Source organism: Pseudomonas xionganensis, from assembly GCF_009763245.1.
GTDB lineage: Bacteria > Pseudomonadota > Gammaproteobacteria > Pseudomonadales > Pseudomonadaceae > Aquipseudomonas > Aquipseudomonas xionganensis.
In genome coordinates this window covers 1811537-1825499 of the sequence record NZ_WKJZ01000001.1, presented here as the reverse complement: position 1 = coordinate 1825499, position 13963 = coordinate 1811537, and the positions used below count along the sequence as shown (strand labels likewise).

The 13963-nt window shown below is 61.2% G+C and carries 18 protein-coding genes and 2 tRNA genes; 8 read left to right on the top strand and 12 right to left on the bottom strand.

Annotated features, from left to right (window positions below; all coding sequences use genetic code 11):
• Positions 1-16 precede the first annotated feature (16 nt).
• From GJV18_RS08475 to GJV18_RS08455, 5 genes are read left to right on the top strand one after another with little or no spacing between them, the layout of a single operon-like run.
• Positions 17-613 carry a hypothetical protein gene (locus GJV18_RS08475; RefSeq protein WP_160344424.1) on the top strand — a complete coding sequence of 199 codons (597 nt, stop codon included), beginning with the start codon at positions 17-19 and terminating at the stop codon, positions 611-613.
• Positions 610-897 carry a hypothetical protein gene (locus tag GJV18_RS08470; RefSeq protein ID WP_160344422.1) on the top strand — a complete coding sequence of 96 codons (288 nt, stop codon included), beginning with the start codon at positions 610-612 and terminating at the stop codon, positions 895-897. The genes GJV18_RS08475 and GJV18_RS08470 overlap by 4 nt, the downstream gene beginning before the upstream one ends.
• Positions 894-1079: a hypothetical protein gene (locus GJV18_RS08465; protein WP_160344420.1), complete on the top strand. Its 186-nt coding sequence runs from the start codon at positions 894-896 to the stop codon at positions 1077-1079. The genes GJV18_RS08470 and GJV18_RS08465 overlap by 4 nt, the downstream gene beginning before the upstream one ends.
• Positions 1060-1272, top strand: coding sequence for a hypothetical protein (locus GJV18_RS08460; protein WP_160344418.1), 213 nt, complete (start codon positions 1060-1062; stop codon positions 1270-1272). Before GJV18_RS08465 ends, GJV18_RS08460 begins: the two co-directional genes overlap by 20 nt.
• 56 nt (positions 1273-1328) lie before the next feature.
• The gene (locus GJV18_RS08455) at positions 1329-1580 is read left to right on the top strand and encodes a hypothetical protein (RefSeq protein WP_160344416.1); all 252 of its coding nucleotides are present in this window, start codon (positions 1329-1331) and stop codon (positions 1578-1580) included.
• Here the strand turns inward: GJV18_RS08455 and GJV18_RS08450 are convergent.
• The 5 genes from GJV18_RS08450 to dapA all read right to left on the bottom strand — a co-directional run bounded on the left by GJV18_RS08450 (position 1577) and on the right by dapA (position 5859).
• Positions 1577-2554 carry a tyrosine-type recombinase/integrase gene (locus tag GJV18_RS08450; RefSeq protein ID WP_160344414.1) on the bottom strand — a complete coding sequence of 326 codons (978 nt, stop codon included), beginning with the start codon at positions 2552-2554 and terminating at the stop codon, positions 1577-1579. The genes GJV18_RS08455 and GJV18_RS08450 overlap by 4 nt on opposite strands.
• Positions 2555-2663: 109 nt before the next feature.
• A tRNA-Ser gene (locus GJV18_RS08445) sits at positions 2664-2753 on the bottom strand.
• A 138-nt stretch (positions 2754-2891) separates the two neighbouring features.
• Positions 2892-3761 carry a phosphoribosylaminoimidazolesuccinocarboxamide synthase gene (locus GJV18_RS08440; RefSeq protein WP_160344412.1) on the bottom strand — a complete coding sequence of 290 codons (870 nt, stop codon included), beginning with the start codon at positions 3759-3761 and terminating at the stop codon, positions 2892-2894.
• An 83-nt stretch (positions 3762-3844) separates the two neighbouring features.
• Entirely contained in the window at positions 3845-4963 is a 1119-nt protein-coding gene (bamC, locus tag GJV18_RS08435) for an outer membrane protein assembly factor BamC (protein WP_160344410.1), read from the bottom strand.
• A gap of 17 nt (positions 4964-4980) precedes the next feature.
• Positions 4981-5859 (bottom strand): 4-hydroxy-tetrahydrodipicolinate synthase, encoded by an 879-nt coding sequence (gene dapA / locus GJV18_RS08430; protein ID WP_160344408.1) that lies wholly within the window; start codon positions 5857-5859, stop codon positions 4981-4983.
• A gap of 217 nt (positions 5860-6076) precedes the next feature.
• On the opposite strand from dapA, the gene GJV18_RS08425 reads away from it, so the two are divergent.
• Positions 6077-6634: a glycine cleavage system protein R gene (locus GJV18_RS08425; protein ID WP_160344406.1), complete on the top strand. Its 558-nt coding sequence runs from the start codon at positions 6077-6079 to the stop codon at positions 6632-6634.
• A gap of 11 nt (positions 6635-6645) precedes the next feature.
• Entirely contained in the window at positions 6646-7119 is a 474-nt protein-coding gene (locus GJV18_RS08420) for a peroxiredoxin (RefSeq protein WP_160344404.1), read from the top strand.
• 53 nt (positions 7120-7172) lie between these two features.
• Here GJV18_RS08420 and GJV18_RS08415 read toward each other — a convergent pair whose 3' ends face one another.
• The gene (locus GJV18_RS08415) at positions 7173-8240 is read right to left on the bottom strand and encodes an AI-2E family transporter (RefSeq protein ID WP_160344402.1); all 1068 of its coding nucleotides are present in this window, start codon (positions 8238-8240) and stop codon (positions 7173-7175) included.
• Between the two features lie 31 nt (positions 8241-8271).
• Entirely contained in the window at positions 8272-8523 is a 252-nt protein-coding gene (locus GJV18_RS08410) for a sulfurtransferase TusA family protein (protein WP_160344400.1), read from the bottom strand.
• Between the two features lie 105 nt (positions 8524-8628).
• Here GJV18_RS08410 and GJV18_RS08405 point away from each other — a divergent pair, with 105 nt between their 5' ends.
• Positions 8629-10062 carry a M48 family metalloprotease gene (locus GJV18_RS08405; protein ID WP_160344398.1) on the top strand — a complete coding sequence of 478 codons (1434 nt, stop codon included), beginning with the start codon at positions 8629-8631 and terminating at the stop codon, positions 10060-10062.
• A gap of 49 nt (positions 10063-10111) precedes the next feature.
• Here GJV18_RS08405 and nadA read toward each other — a convergent pair whose 3' ends face one another.
• The 5 genes from nadA to ybgF all read right to left on the bottom strand — a co-directional run bounded on the left by nadA (position 10112) and on the right by ybgF (position 13960).
• The gene (nadA, locus tag GJV18_RS08400) at positions 10112-11170 is read right to left on the bottom strand and encodes a quinolinate synthase NadA (protein WP_160344396.1); all 1059 of its coding nucleotides are present in this window, start codon (positions 11168-11170) and stop codon (positions 10112-10114) included.
• A 143-nt stretch (positions 11171-11313) separates the two neighbouring features.
• Positions 11314-11389, bottom strand: a tRNA-Lys gene (locus GJV18_RS08395).
• 58 nt (positions 11390-11447) lie between these two features.
• Complete coding sequence (queC, locus tag GJV18_RS08390; protein ID WP_160344394.1) at positions 11448-12122, bottom strand: 7-cyano-7-deazaguanine synthase QueC; 675 nt, start codon at positions 12120-12122, stop codon at positions 11448-11450.
• 1 nt (position 12123) lies between these two features.
• Positions 12124-12771 carry a 7-carboxy-7-deazaguanine synthase QueE gene (gene queE, locus GJV18_RS08385; protein WP_160344392.1) on the bottom strand — a complete coding sequence of 216 codons (648 nt, stop codon included), beginning with the start codon at positions 12769-12771 and terminating at the stop codon, positions 12124-12126.
• Between the two features lie 397 nt (positions 12772-13168).
• Entirely contained in the window at positions 13169-13960 is a 792-nt protein-coding gene (ybgF, locus tag GJV18_RS08380; protein ID WP_160344390.1) for a tol-pal system protein YbgF, read from the bottom strand.
• Positions 13961-13963 lie beyond the last annotated feature (3 nt).

Genomic DNA, 13963 nt, shown 5'->3' with positions numbered 1-13963 from the left:
GCAAGCGGGGTGATGTATGAGCGAAAAGGTATTGATTGACCGCAAATTGCTCGCTGACTTGCTAAGTCAAGACCGAGAAACACGAATTAACGCAGAGCGCAGCCTATACGCTCATCTAGCAAATACCACCCTCCCCCAGCCAGCAGCGGTGGAGGTTAGGCGCTACTGGTTTATAGGTGATGCAGGGCTTCAAAAGGGGCAGCGCACCTGCAAGAAATCCCTAGCTGACGGGTCGCTAGCATTTTTTGAATCGGAGTTCGATGCAAAGCGAGCGTGTCGGCGCCACCCTGGCACGGAGGTTTACCCTGTTGAGTTCGTTCCACTAGACCAGCACAACCGCATCATGGCCGCCACCGCGCCAGCAAACACAGTAGAGGTGCCCATCTGCAGGCTGGGAGCACTCGGCCGCGCATACGACACCCCGGCAGTGTGCCGCGCTTACACCTACAAAGAGCAGCCGCTCAACGATCACGCATGGAAGCTGGGCCAGGCGGCCAGCTCCGTGAAGCCGGGCGGCGACTACATCGACACCGGGCTTAGCCTGCTCCAGCAGCTCGAAGAAGCCGGCTTTGGGGTGTTTGAGCTGCGCGCCCTGCGGGAGGTGAAGCCGTGAGCGAGGTTATGCGGTTTAACATGATCCCAGCAGGCCAGCCAAACCCATCGGCTAGCGGGCTGTATGTGCGCCACGACGACTACGCCGCCCTTGAGACCGAGCGCGACGCCGCCCTGGCTGAGTGCGAGCGGTTGAGGGATCACGCCGCAATGTTCGTTTGGATTCGTGACAAATGCCATCTGTTCGACCACTACAGGTCAATGAAGCACAGGCCGAATGCGTTTGAGCAGGAAGTCCGCGACGCTATGGCGAAGGACGCCGCCCTGGCAGAGATAAACCCATGACCGCCAAGGATCGCGCCCGCATGCGCCGCCTGGAGCTGGAGAACGAAGAACTGCGCCGGCACAACGCAACCCACATCAGGGTGTTCCGCGACCAGGCGCTAAAGCTGGTCGAGCTGCGGGCAACCTTGCAACTGCTGCGCGAGATACTTCAGGAGCCCGCACATGATCCTTCGACTACTTGAGGGCAAAACCGGCACCGGCCCCATCGACAACCTGCACATGCACGCCACTCAGCTTGAGTGCCCACAGTGCGGATCGTTCCAGGTCTGGCACATCCCCGAGCAATCAGGCCCCTGTCACAGCGGCGACTTTATCAACAGCTGCATCGAGCATCACTGGTGTGAGTCCTGCGAAGACACGCTGACGGACAAGTAACCCCCGATCAAAACCCAATCAAGAAACTGTGCCGGCGCAAGCTGGTGGAGAGCGATATGAGCGAAGAAAGCGAAGTGATCTATGTGGCCGGGATGGCCAAGATGCTCGGCAAAACCGAAGCGGCAGTGCGCGACGGCATCCGGCGGGCGGCGCCCTGGCTTCCCAAGGGCTTCAAGGTGGGCACGCAGCATGCGTGGTTGCGGGAGGATGTTCGGCAGTTCCTGCGCGGGTGCCGGGACGGCGAAAACAAGCCGGTCAAGGTGGGTCGCAAGCGGCAGGTGCCGCCTACCCTGCGCCAGGTGTCCTAGCCCAGTTTCTCGGCTAGGTCGTCCGGGCTGAGGTGCGTGTAGCGCTTCAACATGGACAGCGTTTTATGGCCGGTGATGCTGGCCACCTCCATCATCGAAAACCCCCGCTCAAACAAACGGCTGGTCGCCTCATGGCGCAGGTCGTGATAACGCAGGTCTTTGACTCCGGCGGCCGCGCAGGCCCGCGGGAAGTAGTTGCTGACTGACTGCGGCGAAAGACTGAAATATCTCCCATCCAACCGAGTCGGCAGGCCTTTGAGCAATTCCAAGGCCCTGGAAGAAAGCGGCACCGCACGGCGCTCGCCGTTCTTGGTGTCCTCCAGATACGCCACCTTTCCCCTCACCTGCGCCCGGCGCAGCGTCACCAGTTCGGTGCGGCGCATTGCCGTATCGGCGGCCAGCTCGATGATCGTCGGCAGCTCTGCATGGATATGCGCCGCCTCGGCGTAGACCTTGCTCAGTTCGTCGGCGGTCGGGCGGCGGTCGCGCTCCTTGCTCCCCTTTGGCATCCGCAGGTTCTTGCATGGATTCGCCAGCCCTTCTATCCCCCACTCCTTTGAAGCAATGGTGTACAGGTGGCTGATCACGGCCAGGTCCAAGCGGACGGTTGCTGTAGAGGCACCAGCCTTTATGCGCGCATCACGGTATTCGGCCAGATCGGATGACTTGAGCGCCGCCAGGGATTTGCTGGCCAGCGGGTGCGCCAGCCACTGCTCGATCCTTACGCCCTCTTGCCGGGCGCCCTTCTTGTGGTCGCTGACCTCACGCCTATAACGGCGAAGCGCCTCGGCCAGGGTGGTCTGCTCGGCCTCGCGGATATCAACGAACCGTGCACGCGACATATCGCCCTCGATTTCAGCCGACCAGCGTTGTGCCTCGGCTTTTGTGTCGAAGGATGCAGAGAGTGCCGGGTAGCCCTTCTTGCGGATCTTGGCTCGCCAGGTTCCGTTGGGGCGCTGCTCGATAGTGGCCATGGGTAGATTCTGCGGGGACAGTTAGTGTCCCTGCAAGATTTTCAACTGTCCCAAAATTGTCCCAAATGAAAAAGGCCCCAGAGGCGTAAACCTCTGGAGCCCTTATATATGGCGGGAAGATAGGGATTTGAACCCTAGGTACCCTCGCGGATACAACGGATTTCGAATCCGTCCCGTTCGACCACTCCGGCATCTTCCCAAGCGGCGCGCATCATATCAGCTTGAAGGGCATTGGCGAAGCCCAATGCGGGATTTTTTTCATCTGCTTTCAGGGGCTTGCGCGCTTTGAAAGTAAAAAGGCGCCCGCAGGCGCCTCAACAGATCAGCGCTAGGTCCGTCACTGGGTCAGGCGCGTCAGAGCTTCGCGGTATTTGTCGGCGGTTTTTTGCGCCACCTCGGCCGGTACGGCTGGGGCCGGGGCCTGCTTGTTCCAGCCGGTGGACTCCAGCCAGTCACGCACGAATTGCTTGTCGAAGCTCGGCGGGTTGCTGCCTTCGGCATAGCTATCGGCTGGCCAGAAGCGGCTGGAGTCCGGGGTCAGGGCTTCGTCCATCAGCACCAGGGTGCCGTCTTCGTCCAGGCCGAACTCGAACTTGGTGTCGGCGATGATGATGCCGCGGGTGGCGGCGTACTCGACCGCCGCGCTGTACAGGGCGATGGCGGTGTCGCGCACCTTGGCCGCCAGCTCGGCGCCGATGATGGCTTCGCACTGGGCAAAGCTGATGTTCTCGTCATGGTCGCCCACAGCGGCCTTGGTCGAGGGAGTGAAGATGGGCTGCGGCAGCTTGGCGGCTTCCTTGAGCCCGGCTGGCAGCTGGATACCGCAGACGGTGCCGCTCTTCTGGTATTCCTTCCAGCCGGAACCGACGATATAGCCACGCACAATGGCTTCCACCGGCACCGGCTTGAGGCGCTTGGCGACTACGGCGCGGCCTTCCACCAGGGGCAGTTCGGCGGCCGATACCACGTCTTCGACCTTGTCACCGGTGAAGTGGTTGGGCACCAGGTCCTTGAGTTTGTCGAACCAGAAGTTGGAGATGGCGGTGAGGATCTTGCCCTTCTCCGGGATGGGTTCTTCGAGAATCACATCAAAAGCCGAGAGGCGGTCACTGGCGACCATCAGCATGCGCTTGTCGTCGATTTCGTAGAGGTCGCGGACCTTGCCCGAGTAGAGCTTCTTCAGGCTGAGGGAGGTGGCTGTGGTCATCTGAATTTTCCGCCTTGGTAAACGAAACAGGCGAAACCCGCTGGGTTTCGCCTATTGAGTGTGTCGCCGGACCAACCTTGGCGTTAGCCGAGGTTGTCCTGGATCAGGGTCAATACGCGGCGCGCCACATCAGCCGGGGCCACGGTGTTAAGGTCCTTCTCCACGCTGACCTGTATGCTGTCGCCCACCGGGGTCAGACGCACCTGATAACGCTCGGCACGGGCGTCGATTTCTTCCTTGCTTGGTGTGCTACCGAATACCTTGCCGAAGAAGCCCGGCTTGTCTTCCGGTTTCTGCGCGCGCTCAGCCAGGTTGACGTAGTACACGCCGAGGCTGCGGTTGATATCGTCGATGCGCACATCGGCCAGCTCCAGGGAGCGCCCTACGCCCGACCAGGCGCGATCAAAGTCGGCGCCCAGGCTGAGGACGGGATTACCGTTGCCGTCTTCGGCCAGGCTCACGCGGCTTGGTGCATCAAAGTCGCGGGCCGCCAGCAAGGACACCGAACCACCGCGCTCGGCGCTGCGGGCCAGGCTGACCAGCATCTCGTCGAGCAGGGCAGCATCCAGACCGGGGTTGCTGCTGCGGCTGGTAAAGGCCACATCGGCGCTGCTACCGGCCGGACGTTCGGCGCTGACCACGAAGATTTCGCTGGTATTGCGCGTGACACCCGGCTCGATGCGTACCCGCACGCGGGTTTCGCCATCCGGGTTGACGCCTGTGACACGGCTGCTCAGGCGCCGCGCCATGCTGGCCGACAGTGCATCGAAACGCTGCCAGGCGGTGCTGAATTCACCGGTCTGCGGGCGCTCGTCGACAATCTCGAAACCGTTATCGGCGAAGAACTGACGCGCCAGCGGCCAGACCTCTGCCGGCACACGCTGGGCAATCACCCAGCGCGAATCGCCGCTACGCTGCAGGCTGAACTCGCTGACGTCGGCGCTCACGCCCAAGGGCTGCGGGCGCGGCACCTCAAATTCGCCGGTGGCGGTGCTGCTGGCCACCTGCTGCGGTACCGGCAAGAGCGGATCAAGACGCTTGGCATCGACATCCGCCGGCAGTTGCATCGGCGCGACCTGGCGGGCTTCGAGGTAATCACTGCCGCGATCACGGAAGTAACCGTTTTCCCCGTACAACCAGCCGCAGCCGCTGGTACCGGCGATGATCAGAGCGAGGGTGGAGAGTCCGGCGAGTCGCTTCATGCGTAACATTTCCTCAATTAAACCAGTACGCCGCACTGGCGCATGGCCTGACGCAGCGGTTCATGGCAACGCTCGCTGAGCCAGGTCAGCGGCAGGCGGATACCTTCCGGCATCATGCCCATCTCATGCAGAGCCCACTTCACCGGGATGGGGTTGGACTCGATAAACAGATTCTTGTGCAGCGGCATCAGACGATCATTGATGGCCCGGGCGATGGCTGCCTCGCCACGCATGGCCGCAGCACACAGATCACTCATGGCACGCGGGGCTACGTTGGCGGTGACCGAGATATTGCCCTTGCCGCCCATCAGCATCAGCTCCACGGCAGTCGGGTCGTCACCGGAATAGACGAGAAAGTCCTTGCTCACCCGATCCAGCACTTCCTGGCCGCGCTGCAAATCGCCAGTGGCTTCCTTGATGCCGATGATGTTGTCGATCTTCGACAGGCGCTCGACGGTCTCCGGCAGCATGTCGCACACGGTACGCCCCGGTACGTTGTAGAGGATCTGCGGGATGGCCACCGACTCGGCGATATGGCGGAAGTGCAGGTACAGGCCTTCCTGAGTCGGCTTGTTGTAGTAGGGGGTGACCAGCAGGCAGGCATCGGCGCCTACGTCCTTGGCGGCACGGGTCAGCTCAACCGATTCGCGGGTGGAATTGCCGCCGGTGCCGGCGATCACCGGAATGCGCCCGGCCACCTGATCGACCACGAACTTGATCACTTCGATGTGCTCGCTCACGTCAAGCGTGGCGGACTCACCGGTGGTGCCGACCGCGACGATGGCGTTGGTGCCCTCCTGCAGGTGGAAATCCACCAATTTGCGCAAGCTGTCCCAATCGAGACCACCTTGTGCATCCATGGGCGTGACCAGTGCCACCATACTGCCCGCAATCATGCAACCACTCCTGCCGGTAAAATAGACGCGTAATGGTACTGGGGCCACCTGCCTTGCACAAGCGAAGTGCAGCGCCCCGGCACCAGCAATCTTTCTTGGCAAAGCGCAGCCCGCCCCCACTGCGAGCATTCCCCTAAGCGGTGCTTTTCGCTACCCTTCTGCCTCTTATTCGGCGCTGCTTGTAAAAGCCGACCGCCCATCGTTTTAGGAAGGCTGCATGTCCACCCCTGCCGTTCGTGAACAATTCCTCCTTATCAGCGCCCTTGGCCCCAACGCCATGGAGCTGACCAATGTGCTGTGCCGCGCCAGCCATGAAAATCGCTGCGCCGTGATCAGCACCCGCTTGAGCCGCCACGGCGAGTACAGTGCCCTGGTGCTGCAGATCTCTGGCAGCTGGGATGCCCTGGCACGCCTGGAAGCCCTTCTACCGGGCCTGGCCAAGAAACATGATTTCTCGGTCAACCTGATTCGTAGCGGCGCCTCGGAAAGTCGCCCCCAGGCCCTGCCCTATGTGGCCTACGTCAGCTCGGTATATCGCCCTGACATTCTCAATGAACTGTGCCAGTTCTTCCTTGATCACCAAGTGGAGCTGGAGAGCCTGACCTGTGACACCTACCTGGCGCCGCAGACCGGCGGCACCATGCTTAATGCCACTCTGACCGTAACCCTGCCAGCCGGCACCCAGATCAGCTGGTTGCGCGACCAGTTCCTCGACTTTGCCGATGCCCTGAACCTGGATGCGCTGATCGAGCCCTGGCGCCCGCAAAATCCTTGATGGAGAAGATCATGGCCGTAGCACTCGACACTCCTGTAGCCGACTTCCAGGCCCAGGCCACCAGTGGCCAGACCGTCAAACTATCTGACCTCAAGGGCCAGCAAGTGGTGCTGTACTTCTACCCCAAGGACAGCACCCCCGGCTGCACCACCGAAGGACAGGGCTTTCGCGATCACTACCCGGCCTTTCAGGCGGCCAACACTCTGGTGTTTGGCGTCTCCCGCGATGGCTTGAAGTCCCACGAGAACTTCAAGTGCAAGCAGGCCTTCCCCTTCGAGCTGATCAGCGACAAGGACGAAACACTGTGCCAGCTGTTTGACGTGATCAAGCTGAAAAAACTCTACGGCAAGGAGTATCTGGGCGTGGATCGCAGCACCTTCCTGATCGACAAGGATGGCGTGCTGCGTCAGGAGTGGCGCGGGGTCAAGGTACCCGGCCATGTCGAGGCCGTACTGGCCGCCGCCCAGACGCTGCACCAGGGCTAAATCCCCTGCAATGAAAAAGGCCGCAAATGCGGCCTTTTCTTCACGTGCAACCCCTACTCGCCCAAATAGGCCGGCTCGCTACGCGGCCAGGCATTAAGCACGGCCTTGAACAAAGTGGCCAGGGGAATGGCAAAGAACACCCCCCAGAAGCCCCACAGCCCTCCAAACAGCAACACCGCACAGATAATGGCCACCGGATGCAGGTTGACTGCCTCGGAGAACAGCAGCGGCACCAGCACATTGCCATCCAGAGCCTGAATAATGCCGTAGACCACCATCAGGTAGAGGAACTGGTCACTGAAGCCCCACTGGAACAGGCCGATCAGCGCCACCGGCACCGTCACCACCACGGCGCCGATGTAGGGCACCACCACCGACAGCCCCACCAGCAGGGCCAGCAGCGCTGCGTAATTGAGGCCCAGTACGGCAAACGCAATGTAGGTGACCACACCCACAATCAGGATTTCGATAAATTTACCGCGGATATAGTTGGCAATCTGCTGGTTCATCTCCAGCGCAACCTGGCTGATCAGGGCCCGCTCCGTCGGTAAGAGCGTGCGAAACCAGTCCCCAATCACCTGACGGTCTTTCAGGAAGAAAAACACCAGAATCGGCACCAGCACCAGATAGATCATGATGCTCACCAGCATCGGCAGACTGGACAGGGAGAAGGACAGCGCCCACTGACCGAACTTGCCCACCTCGCCACGCAGGGTATCGATAATCTGGAGAATCTGGGCATCGCTGATCAGATTCGGATAACGCTGCGGCAGCAGCAGAAACAGGGACTGCCACTCACCCAGCATGCGTGGCAGCTCATTGAACAGGGTACTGAGCTGCTGCCAGACCAGCGGCAGCAACACCAGCAAGAACAGGCACAGCAGCCCGATAAACAGGGCAAACACCAGCCAGACCGCCGCAGCCTGGGGCAATCCCAGGCGCTCACAGGCATTGACCAGCCCCTGCATCAGAAAGGCCAGCACCATCCCCGTCAGCACCGGGGCCAGCATCCCACCGAAGAGCAGCACCACAGCAAAGCCACCCACCAGCAACACGGCCAACACCACGGCCTGCTCGTCGGAAAAGTAGCGATGCAGCCAGTTACGCAACACCTTGACCATCAATATTCCTTAGATTCGATTCGCCATTGAGTCAGGCTTTACGCAGCCAATAGCTGTATACACCGCCACTGACTTCTTCATGCAGCAGACTATGCCCGGACAAGGTGGCAAAGGCACGAAAATCGCGCTGCGAGCCGGCATCGCTAGCCTTGACCAAAAGCACCGAGCCACTGGTCAGACGGTTGAGCTCAAGCTTGGCCTTGAGCAAGGGCAAGGGACAGCTCAGGCCGCAGGCATCCAGTTCAACGTCATGGACCGGCACAGCAGGATCAGGATCAGTCATATATCACTCCAAAAAGGCCGACAAGAATACCCAAGCCCCTACAACCCTGGCCAGCAATGCAAGCAGGGGGCTAAAGTAAGCCCTTCATTCACCGAGAGCCCGTGCATGCCCTTTCTGCGCCCCGCCCTGCTGACCCTCGCCTGCCTGCTGACCAGCCCCGCATTCGCCAGCGACCTGCCCGCCCTGGGTGATGCCAGCTCGGCCCTGGTTTCCCCGCAACAGGAACATCAACTGGGCCGCGCCTGGCTGAGCCTGGTACGCGGGCAGATCAGTCAGCTGTCCGACCCCTTGCTCAAGGACTATGTGGAAACCAGCGTCTATCGCCTGAGCGAAACCAGCCAGCTGCAGGATCGACGCCTGGAATTCGTGCTGCTCGACAGCCCGCAGATCAACGCCTTTGCCGCTCCAGGCGGGATTATCGGGGTCAATGGCGGCCTGTTTCTCTATGCCCAGACCGAAGCCGAATACGCCTCGGTGATGGCCCACGAACTGGCGCACCTGTCCCAGCGTCATTTTGCCCGCGGCCTGGAAGCTCAGCAGCGCATGCAGATACCGGTGATGGCCGGCCTGCTCGCCGGCATCGTTGCCGCCGCAGCCGGAGCCAGCGACGTTGGCATCGCCGCCATCGCCTCGACCCAGGCTGCCGCCATCCAGGAACAACGGCGCTTCTCCCGGCAGAACGAGCAGGAGGCCGACCGCATCGGCCTGGTCAATCTGGAAAAGGCCGGCTACAACCCGCGCGCCATGCCGAGCATGTTCGAGCGCCTGATGCGCCAGTATCGCTACGACCGCAAACCGCCCGAGTTTCTGCTCACTCACCCGGTGTCGGAATCGCGGATTGCCGACACACGCAACCGTGCCGAGCAATACCAGGACGCGGGCATCACCGACAGCCTGCGCTACCAGCTGATGCGCGCCCGGGTCCAGCTGAACTATGAAGATACGCCCGGGCTGGCAGCCAAGCGCTTTCGCACCATGCTCGACGACAACCCCAAGCTGGAGGCAGCCCGCTACGGCCTGGCCATGGCGTTGATCAAGGGAGGCCAGCACAAGGAGGCTCGGGAAATTCTGCAGGCCCTGCTCCAGGCAAATCCTGGTGACATCATCTACAACCTGGCCCAGGTTGAACTGGATATGCAGGCCAACCAGCTGGACGCTGCCCAGAGCCGGATCCAGCGCCTGCTTGAGCTGTATCCGGGCAATTATCCGGTGCAGCAGGCACGGGTCGAGGTATTGATCAAGCAGCGGCGCCTGGCAGAAGCAGAGCGCGCCCTGGACGAGCTGGCCAAACGCCGCAGCAAAGACCCCGACATCTGGTACCTGGTAGCCGAAGTGCGCGGGCTGACCGGCAATACCATCGGCCTGCATCAGGCTCGTGCCGAATTCTTCGCCCTGGTTGGTGACTACCAGCAAGCCATTGAGCAGCTGGACTTCGCCAAGCGCCGGGCCAGCAACAACTTCCAGCTGGCTTCACGCATCGACGCGCGTCAACGCGAACTGATGGACGACAAACGCATTATCGAACAGATACTGCGCTAGACAGCAAAAAGCCCGGATCACCGGGCTTTTTGCTGTCTGTACCAAGGCCTCAGGCGTTGCCGCTGAGTTTCAGGCGCGCCGCCTGGGTAAAGTCGAGCATGCGCTTGAGCGGCTTGATGGCCTTGGGAATCAGCGCCGGATCAACGAAGATCTCGTTGCTGCCCTCACGCAGACACGCCAGGGTGCGCTGCAAGGTGTTCATCGCCATCCAGGGGCAATGGGCACAACTGCGACAGGCCGCACCATTACCGGCGGTCGGCGCGGCGACAAATTCCTTGTCCGGGCACAGCTGCTGCATCTTGTAGAAGATGCCGGCGTCGGTGGCGACGATAAAGGTCTTGTTCGGCAGGCGCTGGGCCGCTGCAATCAGCTGGCTGGTGGAACCCACAGCATCGGCCAGCTCGATCACCGCCGTCGGCGATTCGGGGTGCACCAGCACCGCCGCATCCGGATACAGGGCCTTCATATCGGCCAGCTGCTTGGCCTTGAACTCCTCGTGAACGATACAGGCGCCATCCCACAGCAACATGTCGGCACCGGTCTTGTTCTGGATATAACGCCCCAGGTGCTGATCCGGCGCCCAGATGATGCTTTCGCCGTTGTCCATCAGGTGCTCGACAATTTCCACCGCGCAGCTGGAGGTCACCACCCAGTCGGCGCGCGCCTTAACCGCCGCCGAGGTATTGGCATACACCACCACGGTGCGCTGCGGGTGCTGATCACAGAAGGTGGCGAACTCCTCAACCGGGCAGCCCAGATCCAGCGAGCAGGTCGCCTCCAGCGTCGGCATCAGCACGCGCTTTTCCGGATTGAGGATCTTCGCCGTCTCCCCCATGAATTTGACCCCCGCCACCAGCACGGTCTGCGCCGGGTGCTGGTTTCCGAAGCGGGCCATTTCCAGGGAATCGGAGACGCAACCGCCAGTCTCCTCGGCCAGGGCCTGGAGCACCGGATCACAGTAGTAGTGAGCCACCAGCACGGCGTTCTGCTTCTTCAGCTCGGCGGCGATCTCGGCGCGATAGAAGGCTTCCTCGGCGGGCGTCAGCGGCTTGGGCTGCTTGGCATCGAGATGGGCTTGTACCAGAAGGCGTTCGGAAATCTGCGTCATGTCATCAAACCTGTGGCGCTCGTGCGCGAGCTGCGAGTATACCACTCGGCTCTTCGCACTCACCGCCACGGAGGGGCGCGACATCGGCCAAGGGGCTTTTTCGAGAGCAAAAAAAAGCCAGTCTAGTGACTGGCTTTGCGATTTGGTGGGTCGTGTAGGATTCGAACCTACGACCAATTGGTTAAAAGCCAACTGCTCTACCAACTGAGCTAACGACCCAACGCGAGGCGCATGATACTGATTTAATTCAGGAAATCAACACTCCTCGAGAAAAATATCAAAAATAGCGAGTCGGGTCGGCGACCCCGGCAGTGGCAAAGCCGGCTGCTCGCAGGCGGCAGCTGTCGCATTTGCCACAGGCACGGCCATCTTCATCGGCCTGGTAGCAAGACACCGTCAATGCATAGTCCACACCATGCCCCATGCCGACCTGAACGATCTCGGCCTTGCTCATATTCTGCAGCGGCGCCTGGATACGAAAGCCCTGCCCCTCCACGCCTTCGCGAGTCGCCAGATTGGCCAGGCGCTCGAAGGCCTGGATAAATTCCGGCCGGCAATCCGGGTAGCCGGAGTAGTCCACGGCATTGACCCCGATAAAGATGTCCTGCGCCCCCAGCACCTCGGCCCAGCCCAATGCCAGGGACAAGAACACCGTATTGCGCGCCGGCACATAGGTCACAGGAATGCCCTCGGTGGGGCTTTCCGGCACATCGATACCAGTATCGGTCAGGGCCGAGCCGCCGATGCCGTTGAGATTGAGACCGATCACCTTGTGCTCGACCACGCCCAGCTGCTGCGCCACCCGCTCGGCGGCCTGCAACTCGACGCGATGACGCTGGCCGTAGTCGAAACTCATGCTGTAACAGCTGTAGCCCTCGGCCTTGGCCATGGCCACCACGGTGGCCGAATCCAGCCCACCGGAAAGAAGAATCACCGCTTTCTTGTCACTCATCTCAGTGCCCCGGCTCGTCATTCCAGAGAATCTTGTGCAACTGCATCTGCAGACGCACCGGCAGGTTGTCCGCCACTATCCAGTCGGCCAGCGAACGGGCATCCAGTTCGTGATGGCTGGGCGACATAAGCACCTCGCCGGCACGCTGGTCCAGCTGATACTGGATCAGCTTGGTCACCGCCCAGTCGTAGTCTTCGCGGGAGCAGATGACGAACTTGACCTGATCATTGGGCGTCAGCAGCTCGATATTTTCATAGCGATTGCGCGCCACTTCGGCCGAGCCTGGCGTCTTCAGGTCGAGCACCTTGCTCACCCGTGGATCAACGGCGGCCACATCAAGGGCGCCACTGGTTTCCAGGGACACTTCATAGCCGGCGTCACACAGACGCTTAAGCAGCGGTATGCAGTTGGGCTGGGCCAGCGGCTCACCACCGGTGACGCAGATATAGCGCGGTTTGTAGCTCGCCACCTGATCGAGGATGGCGTCCAGGCTCATGATCTCGCCACCACTGAAAGCATAGGCGGTATCACAATACTGGCAGCGCAGGGGACAGCCGGTCAGGCGAACGAACACAGTCGGCAAGCCGGCGGTGCGCGTCTCGCCCTGCAGCGAGTAGAAAATCTCGGTAATTCGCAGGGTTTCTTGCATATCAGCCACGGGCGTGACAGCTAAACAGGCTGTCCGCCTCCGTTGCGGGAAAAGGGCCGCGAATTGTATACGAAAAAACTGCCGGGAGCAGTTTTTAACGTTGCGCAGCAACGGCCCGAAGGGTGGCTGCCAGGGATGGCAGGCCATAAAAAATTTCCGGGAGAAATTTCTAACGTCGCGCAGCGACAACCCGCAGGGTGGCCGCCAAGGATGGCAGGCCATCAAAAACGCTAGGAGCAGTTTTAACGTCGCGCAGCGACAACCCGCAGGGTGGCCGCCAGGGATGGCAGGCCATCAAAAACGCCGCGAACCGTTTCTAACGCTGCAGGAGCACCACGACAAGGCAGACACAAAAAACCCGCGCCAGGCGCGGGTTTATCGAATCAAGGCTGGCGAATCAGGGAAGACGCTGCAGGTCACGCTGCGCCAGCTGGGCGGCAGAACTACCCGGATACTGGGCGATGACCTGACGCAGGATTCCTTTCGCCTTATCGGTATTGCCCAGGCGCTGCTCCACATCGGCCAGCTTGAACAGGGCATCCGGCACCTTGGCATGACTCGGATACTGCTGGGCGACCTTGGCGAAGGCCTGACCCGCGCCCTGCACATCACCATTGGCCAGGGTCACCTCACCCAGCCAGTACTGGGCATTGCCGGCATACTGGCTGTTTGGGTACTTGTTGAGAAACCCGTTGAAAGCCTGGGCGGCCCGGGTGAAGTCCTTGGCTTTGATCAGGTCGAAGGCAGCGTCATAGAACAGCTTTTCCTTCTCCGGATCAGCCGGCGCGGCAGCACTCTGCTCGCTCGGCGGGGTTGGCGCGGCGCTGGCATTGATTGCCCCGCCGGCCACGGTATTCTCTGGGGTCGCAGCTGGCGCTGCACCACTCAAGCGCTGATCGAGGCTCTGATAACGCTCCAGGCTCTCTTGCTTCAGGCGCTGAATTTCATTCTGCTGTTCTTCCAGCATGCCGCGCAGCTGGGCAATTTCCTGCTGCATCTGCTGCAACTGGTTGAACAACATGCCCTGCGCAGAGACAGGGGCCGAAGCCCCTCCCCCCGCATAGGCACCAGACGCGCCATAACCGGCCGGCGGGTAGCCGGCTGTGTTATCCACCACGGGAATCTCAGCCCAGGCCGCAAGCGGCAGGCTGAGCACCAGAACGGTTAAAGCGCGACGGCACGTACGCATATC